The organism is Marinovum algicola (assembly GCF_900109145.1).
Lineage (GTDB): Bacteria > Pseudomonadota > Alphaproteobacteria > Rhodobacterales > Rhodobacteraceae > Marinovum > Marinovum algicola.
This window is the reverse complement of the sequence record NZ_FNYY01000019.1, coordinates 61,606-76,840: the sequence shown is the minus strand read 5'-3', so window position 1 is coordinate 76,840 and position 15,235 is coordinate 61,606. Positions and strand designations below refer to the sequence as shown.

At 64.0% G+C, this 15,235-nt stretch carries 15 protein-coding genes; 4 read left to right on the top strand and 11 right to left on the bottom strand.

The genetic code is table 11. The annotated features are described in order from the left end of the window. The first annotated feature begins 20 nt into the window (after nt 1-20). The 4 genes from BMW90_RS20325 to phaR all read left to right on the top strand — a co-directional run bounded on the left by BMW90_RS20325 (nt 21) and on the right by phaR (nt 4,180). A complete protein-coding gene (locus BMW90_RS20325) occupies nt 21-1,814 on the top strand; it encodes a PHA/PHB synthase family protein (protein ID WP_074838590.1) in 1,794 nt (597 codons plus the stop codon). Between the two features lie 131 nt (nt 1,815-1,945). Continuing rightward, the gene (locus BMW90_RS20320) at nt 1,946-2,401 is read left to right on the top strand and encodes a phasin family protein (RefSeq protein ID WP_048532178.1); all 456 of its coding nucleotides are present in this window, start codon (nt 1,946-1,948) and stop codon (nt 2,399-2,401) included. 172 nt (nt 2,402-2,573) lie between these two features. Further along, nucleotides 2,574-3,521, top strand: a complete 948-nt coding sequence (locus BMW90_RS20315; RefSeq protein WP_074838587.1) for an HlyD family secretion protein — start codon at nt 2,574-2,576, stop codon at nt 3,519-3,521. A gap of 110 nt (nt 3,522-3,631) precedes the next feature. Further along, complete coding sequence (gene phaR, locus BMW90_RS20310; protein ID WP_048532176.1) at nt 3,632-4,180, top strand: polyhydroxyalkanoate synthesis repressor PhaR; 549 nt, start codon at nt 3,632-3,634, stop codon at nt 4,178-4,180. A gap of 76 nt (nt 4,181-4,256) precedes the next feature. On the opposite strand, the gene BMW90_RS20305 is transcribed toward phaR, so the two are convergent. The 11 genes from BMW90_RS20305 to BMW90_RS20255 form a co-directional block, all read right to left on the bottom strand. After that, nucleotides 4,257-5,456 (bottom strand): DegT/DnrJ/EryC1/StrS family aminotransferase, encoded by a 1,200-nt coding sequence (locus BMW90_RS20305; RefSeq protein WP_074838584.1) that lies wholly within the window; start codon nt 5,454-5,456, stop codon nt 4,257-4,259. Between the two features lie 101 nt (nt 5,457-5,557). Next, nucleotides 5,558-6,853, bottom strand: a complete 1,296-nt coding sequence (locus BMW90_RS20300; protein ID WP_074838581.1) for an NAD(P)/FAD-dependent oxidoreductase — start codon at nt 6,851-6,853, stop codon at nt 5,558-5,560. 67 nt (nt 6,854-6,920) lie between these two features. Then, nucleotides 6,921-8,279: a glutamine synthetase family protein gene (locus tag BMW90_RS20295; RefSeq protein ID WP_048532173.1), complete on the bottom strand. Its 1,359-nt coding sequence runs from the start codon at nt 8,277-8,279 to the stop codon at nt 6,921-6,923. Beyond that, a complete protein-coding gene (locus BMW90_RS20290) occupies nt 8,276-8,953 on the bottom strand; it encodes a type 1 glutamine amidotransferase (protein WP_074838577.1) in 678 nt (225 codons plus the stop codon). Before BMW90_RS20290 ends, BMW90_RS20295 begins: the two co-directional genes overlap by 4 nt. A gap of 16 nt (nt 8,954-8,969) precedes the next feature. Next, nucleotides 8,970-10,304 (bottom strand): glutamine synthetase family protein, encoded by a 1,335-nt coding sequence (locus BMW90_RS20285; protein ID WP_048533843.1) that lies wholly within the window; start codon nt 10,302-10,304, stop codon nt 8,970-8,972. Between the two features lie 171 nt (nt 10,305-10,475). Further along, entirely contained in the window at nt 10,476-11,282 is an 807-nt protein-coding gene (locus tag BMW90_RS20280; RefSeq protein WP_048532171.1) for an ABC transporter permease, read from the bottom strand. Between the two features lie 97 nt (nt 11,283-11,379). Next, nucleotides 11,380-12,186, bottom strand: a complete 807-nt coding sequence (locus BMW90_RS20275; protein ID WP_407657405.1) for an ABC transporter permease — start codon at nt 12,184-12,186, stop codon at nt 11,380-11,382. Nucleotides 12,187-12,347: 161 nt separating this feature from the next. Further along, nucleotides 12,348-13,076: a transporter substrate-binding domain-containing protein gene (locus BMW90_RS20270; RefSeq protein ID WP_074838574.1), complete on the bottom strand. Its 729-nt coding sequence runs from the start codon at nt 13,074-13,076 to the stop codon at nt 12,348-12,350. Nucleotides 13,077-13,101: 25 nt separating this feature from the next. Beyond that, nucleotides 13,102-13,878, bottom strand: coding sequence for an ABC transporter ATP-binding protein (locus BMW90_RS20265; RefSeq protein ID WP_048532169.1), 777 nt, complete (start codon nt 13,876-13,878; stop codon nt 13,102-13,104). 142 nt (nt 13,879-14,020) lie between these two features. Then, nucleotides 14,021-14,458, bottom strand: coding sequence for a tellurite resistance TerB family protein (locus tag BMW90_RS20260; protein WP_048532168.1), 438 nt, complete (start codon nt 14,456-14,458; stop codon nt 14,021-14,023). Nucleotides 14,459-14,583: 125 nt separating this feature from the next. Continuing rightward, on the bottom strand, nt 14,584-15,159 hold the full coding sequence (locus BMW90_RS20255; protein ID WP_048532167.1) for a DUF6151 family protein: 576 nt from the start codon (nt 15,157-15,159) through the stop codon (nt 14,584-14,586). Between the last annotated feature and the right edge of the window lie 76 nt (nt 15,160-15,235).

The window sequence follows — 15,235 nt, the reverse complement described above, 5'->3', positions numbered from 1 at the left end:
ATTAAAGAGGAATCGTTGAGATGACAATCGAAGACGCTAAACAGAGTAATAATATTGCTCATCTAGACGAGAATATTGCCAAAATTGACGAGTTGACGCAGCGTCTGACCAAGGCCTTGACGCGACGCAAACCGCCGAATCCGCAAATTGCTGCGCCCGAGTCCGAGCTTTTTGCACGTGCAGCGACGGCTTATTGGCAGGAATGGATGCAGAACCCGGCCAAGATCCTCGAGCATCAGGTGGACTATTGGGGCAAGTCGCTGAAGCATATCGTCGAGGCGCAGCAGCTTCTGGCCCAGGGCAAGCTGGCCGCGCCGGAAGACAACACGCCGGACGACAAGCGGTTTTCCAATCCGGTCTGGAAATCCAACCCCTATTTCAACTTCATCAAGCAGCAATACATGATCAATTCCGACGCCATCAAACAGGCGGTCGAGGACATTGAGGACATCGACGAGAAGGAAAAGAAGCGGCTGCGCTACTTTTCGCAGCAGATCGTCGACATGATGGCGCCGACGAATTTCTTTGCCACCAATCCCGACGCGCTGATGAAGGCGATCGAGACCGAGGGCGATTCCGTGGTCAAGGGGCTTGAGAACCTTGTCGCCGATCTCGAGGCCAACGATGGCGAGCTGGTGGTGCGGCTGGCCGATACCGAAGCTTTCGAAGTGGGCGGCAATATCGCCACCACGCCGGGCAAGGTGGTGTTTCGCAACGACATGATGGAGCTGATCCAGTACAGCCCCAGCACCGACAAGGTGCATGAAATCCCGATCGTGCTGTTTCCGCCCTGGATCAACAAGTTCTACATCCTCGATCTCAAGGACAAGAATAGCTTTATCAAATGGGTGGTCGACCAGGGCTATACGCTGTTCGTGGTCAGCTGGGTCAATCCCGATCCGACCTATGCCGACAGGGGCATGGAGGATTATGTCGAGCATGGCTATCTGGCCGCCATCGAAGAAGCCAAGAAGCTCTGCAAGGTCAAGCAGGTCAATGCGATCGGCTATTGCATCGCCGGCACCACGCTCAACCTCGTGCTGGCGCTGCTCAAGAAGCGTGGCGACAAGTCGGTCAAATCCGCCACCTTCTTCACCACGCTGACCGATTTTTCGGATCAGGGTGAATTCACGCCGTTCCTTCAGGATGATTTCGTCGACGGGATCGAGGCCGAGGTCGCGCAGCACGGCATCCTGCGCAGCTTCATCATGGGGCGGACCATGTCCTTCCTGCGGTCGAACGACCTGATCTATCAGCCGGCAATCCGCAGCTACATGATGGGCGATACGCCCCCGGCCTTCGATCTGCTGTACTGGAACGGCGATGGCTCGGGCCTGCCCGGCAAGATGGTGATGCAGTACCTGCGCGGCCTGTGCCAGCGCAACGAGATGATCGAAGGCACCTTCGAGCTTCTGGGCGAGAGCCTGTCGATCAAGGATGTCACCGTGCCGATCTGTGCCGTCGCCACCGAGACCGATCACATCGCGCCCTGGAAGGATTGTTATCGCGGGTTCCTGCAAACCGGCAGCCGGTCGCGCAGCTTCATCGTCGGCCAGTCGGGCCATATCGCCGGGATCGTCAATCCGCCGACCAAAAAGAAGTATGGCCATTACGTCAACGACGATCTGCCCGATACCGCGGAGGAGTGGATGGAAGGCGCCGAGTTCCACGAGGGCTCCTGGTGGCCGCGCTGGGAGGCCTGGCTCAAGCCGCGTGCAGGCAAGATGATCGATGCACGCGACGCGGGTGATTCTGAGCACCCGCCGCTTGGCGATGCCCCGGGTGACTACGTTCGGGTCAAGGCAAGCATCTGAATTTACGTAGGGAAAACCTTTTTCTGCACCGCAGCAAAAAGTGGTTGAAATGCTGCGGTGCAGCGGCTATATTCTTTGCAGACGCAGAGACGGGGTGGGCCCGCTCCGCGCAGAAACAAAGGATTTAGATTATGGCTGCTGCAAAAGCACAAGACGTCACCGCGCTGCTGAAAGACATGATGGGCGCGTTCCCGGTTGACACTTCGGCTCTGGAAGATGCCTTCAAGACCCAAGCGACCCTGAACGAGAAACTCTCGGGCGTTGCTCTGGAAGCTGCCGAGAAGTCGACCGAGATCTCCTCGAAATGGACCAAAGACACCCTGGCCAAACTGGCCGAGCTGTCGAAAGCCAAATCCGAGCCCGCCGACTATGCCAAGGCGATGACCGATTTCGCTTCGGCTCAAGCTGAAGTTGCCGCCGAAAACGTGGCCGCTTTCGCTGAAATCGCCAAGAAAGTTCAGATGGAAACCGTCGAACTGATGATGGCGGCCGGCAAGGAATTCTCGGAAGAAGCTTCGGCTGCCGTGAAAAAAGCCACTTCGGATGCGACCGCTGCCACCAAGAAAGCGACCGCAACCGCCAAGTAAGCTGATCATCTGATCAGGATGTAGTCCGCGCTGTCTCCTCCCCCCTGATGCGCGACGACATCACGGAAAGACGGGTCCCTCGGGGCCCGTCTTTTCTTTTGCGCCCGCCGCTCTTGCCAGATCGCCCGGCATTGCGCACCATCACCCGGATCGCAGCGGGGAAGGGCGCATCATGATCGGCAAGATTGCATCGAGACGCGGGGCGTTGGTCCTTGGCCTGGCCGCGACGGGCGCCATGGCCCAGGAGACAGAGGCCGAATTCCAGCCGTTCACCTTTGCCGGTACCGTGGTGGCCCGTGAGATCACCGGGCTGTCTTATGAAACCGGCGGCTGCATCGTCTCCGTCTCGGACAGCGCCCGCCGCACCGGCGCGGCCGAAAGCGGGCAATTGCTGGTCGAGCTTGACGCGCAGGACGCCGAACTGGCGCTCGAGACCGCCAAGGCAAGGGTTGCCGATCTCGAGGCGGCGGTGGCTGAGAAACAGCTCGCCATCGACGCCGCCGAGGCCAATGTCGACCGCCGGGCGCAGGAACTGGCCTTTGTCGGCAAGGAATTTGCCCGCAACGAACAGATGTTCCGCCGCGGCTTGATCAACGAAAGCACCATGGAAGGTGTCGAAAGCCGGATGATGAACGCCGATTTCGCCGCCGATCAGGCCAAGGAGACCCTGGCCAGCGCAATCTCCGCCAAGAAACGCGCCGAGATCGCGCTCGACATCGGCCAGCTCGACCTGCAATCGCAGCAGGTGGCCCATGCGGCGCTTCAGCTGCGCGCGCCTTATGCCGGTGTTCTGCTGGGCTTTGCGCCCAATGTCGGCGATTGCGTCAGCGCCGGCGCCTCGGCCGCGCAGATCTATGCGCCCGAGAAGAAATCGGTCGAGGTTTTCGTGCGCGTCGATCAGCTTGTGGCACAGCAATCCTCGGGCGTGACCATTGGCGCGCCGGTCCGGATCGCGCGGATCAACGGCCAGGCCTGTGGCGGCAGCTTCACCTGGATCGGCACCGAGGCCGACCTCGAACATCAATACGTCAAATCCTCGATCGAGGTCGACGAAGACTGCGCCGCCGCGCTCTATCTGAACGAGGCGGTCGAGGTCGAAACCCTGCCGGATCCCGCGTGATGCTGCGCAGCATCATGTTTTTCGCGCCTGCGGCGTGACAACGCTTTTCTTTTTGCAAACGCTGGCCTAGGCTTTTTTGCAACGCTGAAACTCACGGGAGGACGGCCCAAGTGGCGGACAAACCGAAACCCCTTCTGATCAAGCGGTACGCGAGCCGCAGGCTCTACAATACCGAAACCAGCGATTACGTGACGCTCGAAGACATCTCGGGGTTCATCCGCGATGGCCGCGACGTGCAGATCGTCGATCTGAAATCGGGTGACGACCTGACCCGGCAATACCTGCTTCAGATCGTCGCCGAACACGAGAGCCGCGGCGAAAATGTGTTGCCGCTGGGGGTGCTTACCGACCTGGTCCGCAGCTACACCACCCAGGCGCAAAGCGTCGTGCCGCAGTTCCTGACCGCCTCGTTCGAGATGCTGCGCGAAGGCCAGAACCGCATGCTCGAGATGAGCCCGATGGCCAAGATGCCGGGCTTCGAGGCGATGAAGGCGCAGCAGGAAGCTTTCATGAAGGCGATGACCGGCGGCATTTCTCCGCAATGGTCGGGCCCCGATCAGGGCGAAGGCCAGAGCGACCAGAAAGACGAGGAAGACCTCGACGCGATCAAGAAACAGCTGGCCGAGCTTCAGGCCAAATTGTCCAAGATGGACAAGTAAACCGCGAGCAAAAGCTCAGTTTTGCAAAGCCCCGCGCCGGTCGCGGGGCTTTTGCGGTTCCGACCCTTGCGGCGGATCAGGTGCCGTAGGCCCGGGGCGTGCCCATCACCGTCTCTGCCGCGGCGATCAGCGCCTCGGCGATAAAATCGCACTCCGCCCGCGTCAGCCGCGCCGGCAGCCGCACATCGCAGGCCCGCATCAGCATCGCCCGGGTGGCGGGCAGATCTTCCGGCAGATCCGGTACGAAATGCCAGTTCCAGAAGGCGCGCGCATTGTCTGCCGAGAGCCCGAAGATCTGCACCTTGACGCCCATCGCCTCGGCCGCCTCGGCAAAGCTGCGGCGCTGGGGCTCGGTCATGCCCTCGAGGTTGAACTGGATCGAATCCGGCGCGCGCTCTTCACCGGGCAGGCTGTCGGGCACCTGCATCCAGGGAGAGGTGTTGAGCCGCGCCGCCACGTGATCGTGGTTCGCCCGCCCGTCGCCCACCCGGCGCGCCAGATGCGGCAGCTGCGGCCGGATCACCGCCGCCGACAGGTTCGACATGCGCTGATTGTAAAGCGGCAGGCGGTTCTGCAACGCCGGGAAATGATCGCGCAGCACCGGGTGTTTCTTCCAGTTGTGCTCATAGGCGCCCGACATGATGATCGCGCGCGCCACCAGCTCGGCATCGTCGGTAACCAGAATGCCGCCTTCGCCGGCGTTTATCATCTTGTAGCTCTGAAAGCTGAAACAGCCGATCCGGCCAATGGTGCCGATCTTCCGCCCGCGCCAGGTGGTGCCCAGAGAATGTGCCGCATCCTCGACCACCGGAATGCCACGCGCGTCGCAAAGCGCCATGATCGCCGCCATGTCCGAGGTATGGCCGCGCATGTGGCTGATGATCACCGCCGCGACATCGTCGAGCTTGGCGGCGAAATCCTCAAGGTCGATGCGGTAATCGTCGCCGACCTCGCACAGCACCGGGCAACATTCGGCATGCACCACCGCCGAGGGCACCGCGGCAAAGGTGAAGCCGGGGATCAGCACGCGGGCGTCGCGCGGCAGCTCCAGCGCCTTGAGCGCCAGAAACAGCGCCGCCGAACAGGACGCGACCGCCAGCGCATAGCGCATGCCCATCATTTCGGCGAATTCCGCTTCGAGAAGCGCCACCGGCGCATCCTCGGGCGCGGTATAGCGGAACAGGTCGCCACTTTGCAGCAACCGGTCGATTTCGGCGCGGGCCGCCTCCGGGATCGGCTCGGCGTCATGAACGTTGGGGGCCTCGAGACTGCTCATATTCGCTTTCCTTAATCGGGGTTTTCAGAAAACTAAATCAGAGCAATGCGGCAAAAAAGTGAATTTTCCGTAACGGGCGTCAATGCCCGTCGCCTGTGTCGTCAGATCCCCAATCTGTCGCGCAGGGCATACCAGCTCATCGCCAGGGTCAGCAGCGGGGTTCGCATCATCCCGCCGCCGGGAAAGGCGGGGGCGGGCAGGGCGGACATGGTCTCGAACCCCTCCTGTTCGCCCATGATCGCCCGCGCCATCAGCCAGCCGGCATGGGTCGCCGTGCCGACCCCGTGGCCGGAGTAACCCGAGGCCGAGAGCACCCCCGGCGCCACCCGCGCCAGAAAGGGCAGGCGCTTCATGGTGATCGCCAGGGTGCCGCCCCAAGCATAGTCGATCCTGACGTCTTTCAGATGCGGGAAAATCTCGGCCATCGGCCGCCGCACCTTGGCGGCGATGTCCTTCGGGAACCGATAGCCATAACTCTCGCCACCGCCGAACAGCAGCCGCCTGTCGTGGCTGAGCCGGAAGTAGTTCACCACGAAGCGGCTGTCGGCCACGGCCACATCCTCGGTCAGCACCTGCGCCGCGCCCGCGCCCAGAGGCTCTGTGGCAATGACAAAATTGTTGATCGGTATGACCCGCGCCAGCACCTTCCGGTCCAGCGTGCCAAGATAGCCGTTGCCTGCCAGGATCACGTGATCGGCCTTGACCCGCCCATCGGCGGTCTGCACCAGCCCCGGCGCGACGTGATGCACGCAAGAGCCCTCATGGATCACCGCCCCGGCCGCCGCCGCCGCCCGCGCCAGCCCCACCGCCAGCCGCAAGGGGTGCAGATGCGCCGCATCCCGGTCGATCATCCCGCCCTTGTAATCGGGAGACGGGCAGAGCGCCCGGCAGGCCGCTTCGTCCAGCGCCTCGACATGGTCATAGCCATAGCGCTCGCGCAGGAAATCGACATAGCCGTGCAACTCGGCCACCTCCGCCGCGCTCGAGCCGGTCCAGGCCACGCCCGGCTTCAGGTGACACTCGATGTCATGGTCGGAAATCAGCCGCTTGACCAGCGCCTTGGCCGCCTCGCCGAGCGCCCAGTATTTCGCCGCATCCGCGCGTCCGACCAGTCGCTCCAGCCCCTGCTGGTCGACCCGCTGCCCCGAGCCCAACTGCCCGCCATTGCGTCCCGAGGCGCCAAAGCCCACCCGATGCGCCTCGAGCAGGACAACCCGGCGCCCGGCCCGCGCCAGTTCCAGCGCCGCCGAGAGCCCGGTATAGCCACCGCCGACAATACAGACATCGGCCGTCACCGCGCCCTGGAGCGGCGCGAAGGGCGGCAGAAACGCGGTTGTCGCCGCATACCAGCTCTCCGGGTACTGGCCCTGGCGATCGTTGGAAAACAGCAGGTTCATGCCCCGCTCCCCTGCTTCTTCTCTTTGACAAATACCGCCGGGGGTCCGGGGGCAGCGCCCCCGATCCTCACACGTTCAGCAACAGGTGTTCCCGCTCCCAGGGCGAGATCACCTGAAGAAACTCCTCGTATTCCGTGCGTTTGACGATGCCATAGACCCGGGCGAACTCCGGCCCCAGCACCTCGTGCAGCTCGGTCGCCGCGTCAAACAGATCCAGCGCCGATCCCAGCACCTGCGGGATGTCCGGCTCGCCCTCATAGGCATCCCCCGAAAACTGCCCGGCTGGCGTCACCTTGTTGACCAGACCGAGATAGCCACAGGCCAGCGACGCTGCGATCCCGAGGTAGGGGTTGCAATCCATGCCGCCGATGCGGTTCTCCACGCGCCTGGCCTCCGGATCCGAGATCGGGATGCGGATGCCGGTGGTTCGGTTGTCGCGCGCCCATTCCAGGTTGATCGGGGCGGCATGGTCGCGCACGTAGCGGCGATAGGAGTTCACATATGGCGCCATCACCGCGATGGCGCTTGGCAGATACCGCTGCAAACCGCCGATGAAATGCGCAAAGGCATCTGTCTCGCCGCCCTGCGGCCCGGCGAACATGTTGCGGCGGGTCTCCAGGTCGAGCACCGAATGATGGATGTGCATGGCCGAGCCCGGCTCATCGGCGATCGGCTTGGCCATGAAGGTGGCAAAGCAGTCGTGGCGCAGCGCCGCCTCGCGGATCAGCCGCTTGAAATAGAACACCTCGTCGGCCAGTTTCACCGGATTGCCATGCCGCAGGTTGATCTCGAGCTGGCCGGCGCCGCCCTCCTGGGTGATGCCGTCGATTTCGAAGCCCTGGGCCTCGGCAAAATCGTAGATGTCGTCGATCACCGGGCCGAATTCATCCACCGCCGTCATCGAATAGGCCTGACGCGCCGCGGCCGGCCGGCCCGAGCGGCCCATCATCGGCTCGATGCTCTTGGCCGGGTCGATATTGCGGGCCACCAGGTAGAATTCCATCTCCGGCGCCACCACCGGCTTCCAGCCGCGCTGGTGGTAGAGGTCGACCACCCGTTTCAGCACGTTGCGCGGGCTCGCCGGGATCGGCACGCCCTCGCGGTCAAAGGCGTCGTGGATCACCTGCAAGGTCCAGTCGCCGGTCCAGGGCGCGGCAGTGGCGGTCGACATGTCGGGCTTGAGGATCATGTCGCGCTCGATAAAGCCATCGGCGCCGGCGGCCTCGCCCCAGCCACCGGTGATGGTCTGATAGAAGATCGAATCCGGCAGGAAGAAGAACGACTGCCGGGCGAATTTCGACGCCGGGACCGCCTTGCCGCGGGCAATGCCCGGCAGGTCGGGGATCACGCATTCCACCTCGTCGAGCCGGCGCCCCTCGAGATAGGCCTGCGCGGCCTGCGGGGTCTGGGCGATCCAGTCGGTCATGCAAGGCTCCTGTCGCGAAAGAACTGGCCGATCATCCGGCCCAGCGTGGCATTGGCCACCGGCTTGTCGACCGTGGCACGCGCCTCGGCCAGCATCTCCGGCGGGATCGCCCCGCCGCGCGCCTCCATCAGCCCGGTGAGAAAGCCGGCGTCAAACTCGGGATGCGGCTGCACCGAGAACATCTTGCGGCCATAGACCAGCCCGGCGTTCTCGCAGAAATCGGTGCGGGCGATCACCCGGGACTCCTGCGGGCGCACGGTCACCTGATCCTGATGCCAGGCGTAAAGCGGCAGGGTCTCGCCGTCGAATTCATAATCCACCCGGCCCACCGACCAGCCACCCGAGAATTTCTCGACCCGCCCGCCAAGCGCCTGGGCCATGATCTGGTGGCCAAAGCAGATCCCCACCATCGGGATATCGGCCGCATAGGCCGCGCGGATCAGCGTCTCGAGCGGCGCGATCCAGGGCAGGTCGTCATAAGCTCCGTGTTTCGATCCGGTGATCAGCCAGCCATCGGCGTCCTCGACGCTGGCGGGAAACTGGCCATCCACCACGTCGTAATTGTCGAAGTCAAAGCCCTGGCCGTCCAGCAGATCGCGGAACATGCCGGAATAGGTCTTGTGGTCTGGCAGCGCCTCGGGCCTGTGCCCGGTGGTGAGGATGCCGATCTTCATGGTTCACCCATTTGTTCTAGACCGTGTCGAGATAGATCTCGACACGCTCCGTTTCAGTCAGTTCTTCCATATAATGGGCCTCCTGCCGTTTGGTCAGGAGGAAATTGCGGATCATCTCCGGGGCAAAGATGCGGCGGATGTGATCGCTGCCTTCGAAGGCGTCCATCGCGCCCACCCAGGTGACCGGAATCCGCGGCAGATCCAGCGCATAGGCGTTTCCGGTGATCGGCGCCGGCGGCTCGATCGCATCCTCCATGCCGTTCATCGCCGCCCCGAGAATCACCGCCAGCATCAGATAGGGGTTCACGTCGCCGCCCGCCACCCGATGTTCGATCCGTCGCGCCCGGGCATCGCCCGACGGCACCCGTACCGCCGCGGTGCGGTTCTCATAGGCCCAGCAGATGCCGGTGGGCGCATGCGCCTCTGGCACCAGCCGATCATAGGAATTGTGATGCGGCGCAAAGATCAGCGCCGAATCGGCCATTGCATCGAGACAGCCGCCAATCGCATGGCGCAGCACCTCGGTGCCGGTTTCGCCGCCGTCGTCGAAGATGTTGTCGCCGTTCTCGTCGAGCACAGAGAAATGCGTGTGCAGCCCCGAGCCGGCATAATCGTCATAGGGTTTGGCCATGAAGGAGGCGGCAAAGCCGTGCCGCCGCGCCAGCCCCTTGACCAGCCATTTGAACAGCCAGGCATCGTCGGCCGCCCGCAGCGCATCCTCTGAATGCATCAGGTTGATCTCGAACTGCCCCAGCCCGGCCTCGGAGATCGCGGTATCGGCGGGGATGTCCATCTCTTCGCAGGCATCGTAGAGATCGGTGAAGAACTGGTCGAAACTGTCGAGCGCGCGGATCGACATGGTCTCGGCCGCCTTGCGCCGCTTGCCCGAGCGCTCGCTCACCGGCACCTGCAACGACCGGCCGCTGTCGTCGATCAGGTAGAATTCCAGCTCCACCGCCACCACCGGCGTCAGCCCCTTGGCCTTGTAGCGGTCCAGAACGGCGCGCAGCGCATGGCGCGGATCGCCCTCGTAGGGGCGGCCATCCTCGCGGAACATCCAGATCGGCAGGAGGGCGGTCGGCGCCTCGAGCCAGGGCATCGGCAGAAAGCCGCGTTCGGTGGGCAGGAGCACGCCGTCGCGGTCGCCGCTCTCGAACACCAGCGGGCTGTCGTCGATATCCTCGCCCCAGATGTCGAGATTGAGCACCGAAACCGGAAAGCGGGTGCCGCTCTCGACCACCTTGTCGGCGAAACGCACCGGCACCCGCTTGCCGCGCGGCTGACCGTTGAGGTCGGCGGCGGCGACACGGATCGTGCGCACCTGCGGATTCTTGCGCAGCCAGGATTTCATTGCATTGCCGGACATGGGGCACCTTGGGTGAATAATTTGATCAAATTATGGATAACGACCCCCGCCGGGGTTTGGCAAGCGGGAAATGAAAACCCGATTGCCGCGCCCCGGACCTGATCCGGGGCCGCGCCGATGGCCAGGGGACGTCCCGGATCGGGGGTCCGGGACGGGTCAGCGAATGAGGTTCAGCCGCAGCTTCATCTTGGCCCGCCGCGCCTGCGGCAGATGCCGGTTGAGCCGCCGGTTGATCAGCCCGAAGAGCGCGATCAGCAAGAGCGTCAGCAGGATGAAATAGCCCGCCAGGATCGGGTAGGGGACAAAGGGGTTGAAGGTCTTGTCGGCAAAGTAATTGGCATAATACAGCGCGTCGCCGCGTTGCTGAAACGCCGGAAAGCCCGAGAAATAGACCAGCGTGGTGGCGTGAAACAGAAAGATCGCCTCGTTGGTATAGGCCGGCCAGGCCAGCCGCAGCATGGTCGGCCAGACAATGCGCCGAAACCGCACCCAGCCGGAAAAGCCATAGGCGTCGGCCGCCTCGGTATCGCCCTTGGGCACCGACAAAAGCGCGCCATAGAAGATCTCGCCGGAATAGGCGGCGGTGTTGAGAAACAGCACCACAAGCGCCCCGGCCCAGGCCGAGGTCAGCGGCGTGAAGACGGGCGCCACCTGTTTCAGCGACAGGAACAGGAAATAGGCAAAAAAGAACTGGATAAACAATGGCGAGCCGCGAAACAGGAAGATGAACCATTCCGCCGGCTTGCGCAGCCAAGGGCTTTGCGCCGCCTTGCCCAGCGCCACCGCCGTCGCCAGGAAGAAGCCGGCAAAAAGCGCCAGCACCCCGAAATAGACGTTCCAGATCATTCCCGAGCCGATCAGCACGAACTGCTGGCAGAGGGTAAAATCCGACCGCGGCAACAACCGCTCCCCCACACCGACAGAACGCAGGGCATAATCGGCAAAAGTCTCCCAACAACTCATTCCGCGCCCCCCCGGCAGCTTCCTCTTGCACAAAATACTCTCGGGGGAGTCGCCAAAGGCGACGGGGGCAGAGCCCCCAGAGTACCGCCACCCAACCTCATGCCGCCGCCTTCCGCTGCGCTTCGCCGCCGGCTGTCGCCTGCCCGAAGGTCAGACGTTGCATCACCCGGCCCAGCACCACCTCCGACACCTTGGTGAACCCCAGGTAGAACACCAGCAGCGCCAGGAAATACCACATCCGCCAGTCGCCATGCGGGTAATCGGTGAAGCGCGGGGTCTTGGTGCCGCCCAGCTCGCGCGCCCAATAGACGATATCCTCGACACCGAGCAGGAACAGCAGCGGTGTTGCCTTGATCAAAACCATCCAGAGGTTCGACAGGCCAGGCAGGGCATAGACCCACATCTGCGGCACCAGAATGCGCCAGAAGCTCTGCCGGCGCGACATGCCATAGGCCTCCGCCGTCTCGATCTGGGCCCGGGGCACGGCGCGCATGGCGCCAAACAGCACATTGGCGGCAAAGGCGCCAAAGACAATGGCAAAGGTCAGCACCGCCAGCAGGAACCCATAGGTCTCATGCACCCATTGCGGCGCGGTGCCCAGCGGCAGCTTGGCGGCGTCGCAGACCACGAAATCATTGCCCTGCCGGATCGGCTGATCCCAGCCCGGGCAGAGCGCCTGGTGGCGCAGCCATTCGAATCCCTGGTCGAGCGCGATGACAAAGAACAGGAAGAACGCGATGTCGGGCACGCCACGGACGATGGCGATATAGGTCCGGCCCAGCCAGTTGATCGGAAAGATGTGGCTGCGCGCCGACATGGCGCCGAGAAATCCGAAGGCCAGCGCCACCGGCGCGGTGATCGCCAGCAAGAGCAGCACCGTGCCGAAAGAGGCATAGAAGGCCATGTGCTTGCCGGTCGTCAGATAGCACGCCAGCCAGCGGGCGCCTTCGAGCAGCTCGGGTTCTGCGCAATAGCTGAAAATGGCAGCTCTCCTGCGGAGCGGGCGGGCCGGCAGGCCCACCCTGCGTTTCAGGGCCGGAGGCGGGTGTCAGCCCGCCCGCGGGATCAGAAGGTTTCGCCGACGTCCCATTTCTCGATCAGGGCATTGAGCGAGCCATCTTCCTTCATCGACTGGATCGCCGCATCGAACTTGGCGCGCAGCTCGGCGTCGCTCTCGCGGAAGCCCATGCCGATGCCGCCGCCCAGCAGGATATCCTCGGCCACGAAATCAAGCTCGGCGCTTTCCTCGGCATAAGGCGTCAGGAAGGATTTGTCGGCCAGAACCGCATCCGCCTCGCCATCGCGCACCGCGCCGATGGTTTCTTCGGGGTTGGCGAACTCCAGCAGGGTGGCGCCGATCTCGGCGATATGCGCCGCCTGGATGGTGCCGGCCTGCGCCGCGATCACCGCGCCGGCCGGATCGATCTCGGTGCCGGCCATGCCGAGATAGGACGAGGGGTCGGGCTGGGTGTAGTTCTGGGTGAAGTCGATGACTTCCTCGCGCTCGTCGGTGATCGACATGCCGGCGATGATGGCATCGTAGTTGCCCGAGACCAGGTTCGGGATGATCGAATCCCATTCGTTGGTGACCCATTCACAGGTCAGCTCGGCGCGGGCGCAGAGTTCGTCACCGACCTCGCGTTCGAAGCCGTCGACCTCGCCGGCATCATTGAGGAAGTTGAACGGAGGATAGGCGCCTTCGGTGCCGAGCCGCACGGTCTCGGAATGGCTTGCGGCCATGGCGAGGCTGGCGGTCAGGGCCAGAACGGCGGTGCCGGTCAGGAAAAGTTTCATGTCTGTTGCTCCCTTGGTTGGTGGTTCAGGCGGCTTTGGTCGAGGACAGAAAGCCCCGCAGCCGCTCGGATTTGGGCGCGTCGAACAGCGGTCCGGGCGCACCTTCTTCTTCGATCAGACCCTGGTGAAGAAAAACCACGTGGTCGCTCACGTCATGGGCCATCTTCATGTCATGGGTCACGATCAGCATGGTCCGGCCTTCGGTGGCCAGATCCTTGATCACCCGCACGACCTCCTGCTCGAGCTCCGGGTCCAAGGCCGAGGTCGGCTCGTCGAAGAGCAGCGCCTCGGGCTCCATGCAGAGCCCGCGGGCAATCGCCGCGCGCTGCTGCTGGCCGCCGGAAAGCTGTGCCGGATAGGCCGCGCATTTGTCGCCGATGCCGACCTTGTCGAGGTAGTGGCGCGCCCGTTCCTCGACGTCGGCCCGGTCGCGGCCCAGCACGGTGACCGGTGCTTCCATCACGTTTTGCAGGATGGTCATATGGGCCCAGAGATTGAACTGCTGGAACACCATCGACAGGTTGGTGCGGATGCGCAGCACCTGTTTGGCATCGGCCGGCCGGCGCGCCAGCCCGCTGCCTTTCCAGCTCACCGGCTCGCCCTTGAACAGGATCTCGCCCTGCTGGCTGTCTTCGAGCAGGTTGGCGCAGCGCAAAAGCGTCGATTTGCCCGAACCGGACGAGCCGATCAGCGAGATCACCTCGCCCCGGTGCGCCGTGATCGATACGCCCTTGAGCACTTCGAGCTGGCCGTAGCTCTTGTGAAGGTCGCGGATCTCGATGACGGGGGGCTGGTCTGGCACGTGACGCTTTTCTGTGTGTGAAGGTTCCCTGTAATAGGGCAGTAATTTTGCGGCCTTGCAACTTGCAAAACGGCGGAAATGCCCGGATTCCGCCGGACTTGCCGTCACGGCAGGCCAAATCGGAGGGCCCTTGCCCCCCGCGTCACTCCCGTGTGACGCGCTGGCGGGCCATGGCGCTGTCGACATCGCTGATGCCCAGCATCGGCGCCACCATGCGCAACAGCGCATCTTCGGCCTCGTCGCGGGTGCCATCGGCCAGCACCACCTGCCAGAGCGCCTCGATCACCCCGAGGCGGGCCTCGAAAGGCACCGCATCCTTGATCGCGCGGGTAAAGCGCACGGTGTCGGGGGCCTCGGATTCGAGCTGTTCGGCTTCGCGCCGCAGGGCGCTGGCCTCGAAGGGCGAGAGGCCGAAACGGCTGGCGGCAATCTTGTCGATCAGGGTGCGTTCGTCATCGTCATAGGTTTCGTCCGACCGCGCCACCCGCACCAGAAGCGCAGTCAGCGCGAGGCGGGCGTCTTGGTCGGGCAACTGGGCGGGCTCTGGCTGGGTCAGCCGTCTGAGGAAATCTGCGAACATGGGGGAGATATAGGCGCAAGCCAGGGGAGGGCCAAGCACTTCGGCCGAGGGGTCGTCGGATGGCCGGCGCCTTGGCGGGGGCGCGGGCCAAGACGGAAGCGCCGCGCCGTGGCCCGGCGTGCCGCTCAGGCGCGCGCCCTGAGACGCGCCTGCTTGCTCAGGATCTGCGGTTCCGCCACCGGCGCCCAGTCGGGCGGCGCAAAGAACGGCGTCTGTTGCCAGCGTCCCGACAGCCGTTCGGCCAGGAGCCGCTGGCCAAAGGCCAGCACCATCCGGCCCAGCCCCCGGTCCTTGCGCGGTGCGCCGGGCCCGCTGGCCCAGACGGTGTTGGCATGGGCCCGCACCGGCCCCAGCAGCTTGTCCTCGCCCTGGTGCGCCGCGCAACTCAGCGAGACAAAGGGCAGTTTGGCCGATTTCAGCGTATTGGCCACCGGCGTGCCGCAACAGGTGGTGTGCCAGCGCGACAACCCCTGTGGCGAGAGCCGGAGCAGGCCGAGATTGCCGATCCCGCGCGTGAACGTCACCTGTGATGGCGCCACCTGAAGCAGATCGGTGCCGCCGGCCTCGTTCAGGATATCGGCGCCGAGGTGGCGCGGAAAGCTCTGGCAGTCGGCGCAATAACAGATCAGTCGCGTCCCCCGCCGGGGCGCGCTGACGTGCCATTCAGTGGCACCGCAGGTGCAGGCAAAACGGGCGTTCATGGCGGCGAGGCTAGCCGCGCCTCCGGCGCGCCGCAAGTCGCCACGTCAACCGACAGCTTTCCTTCGCGGAATCGAT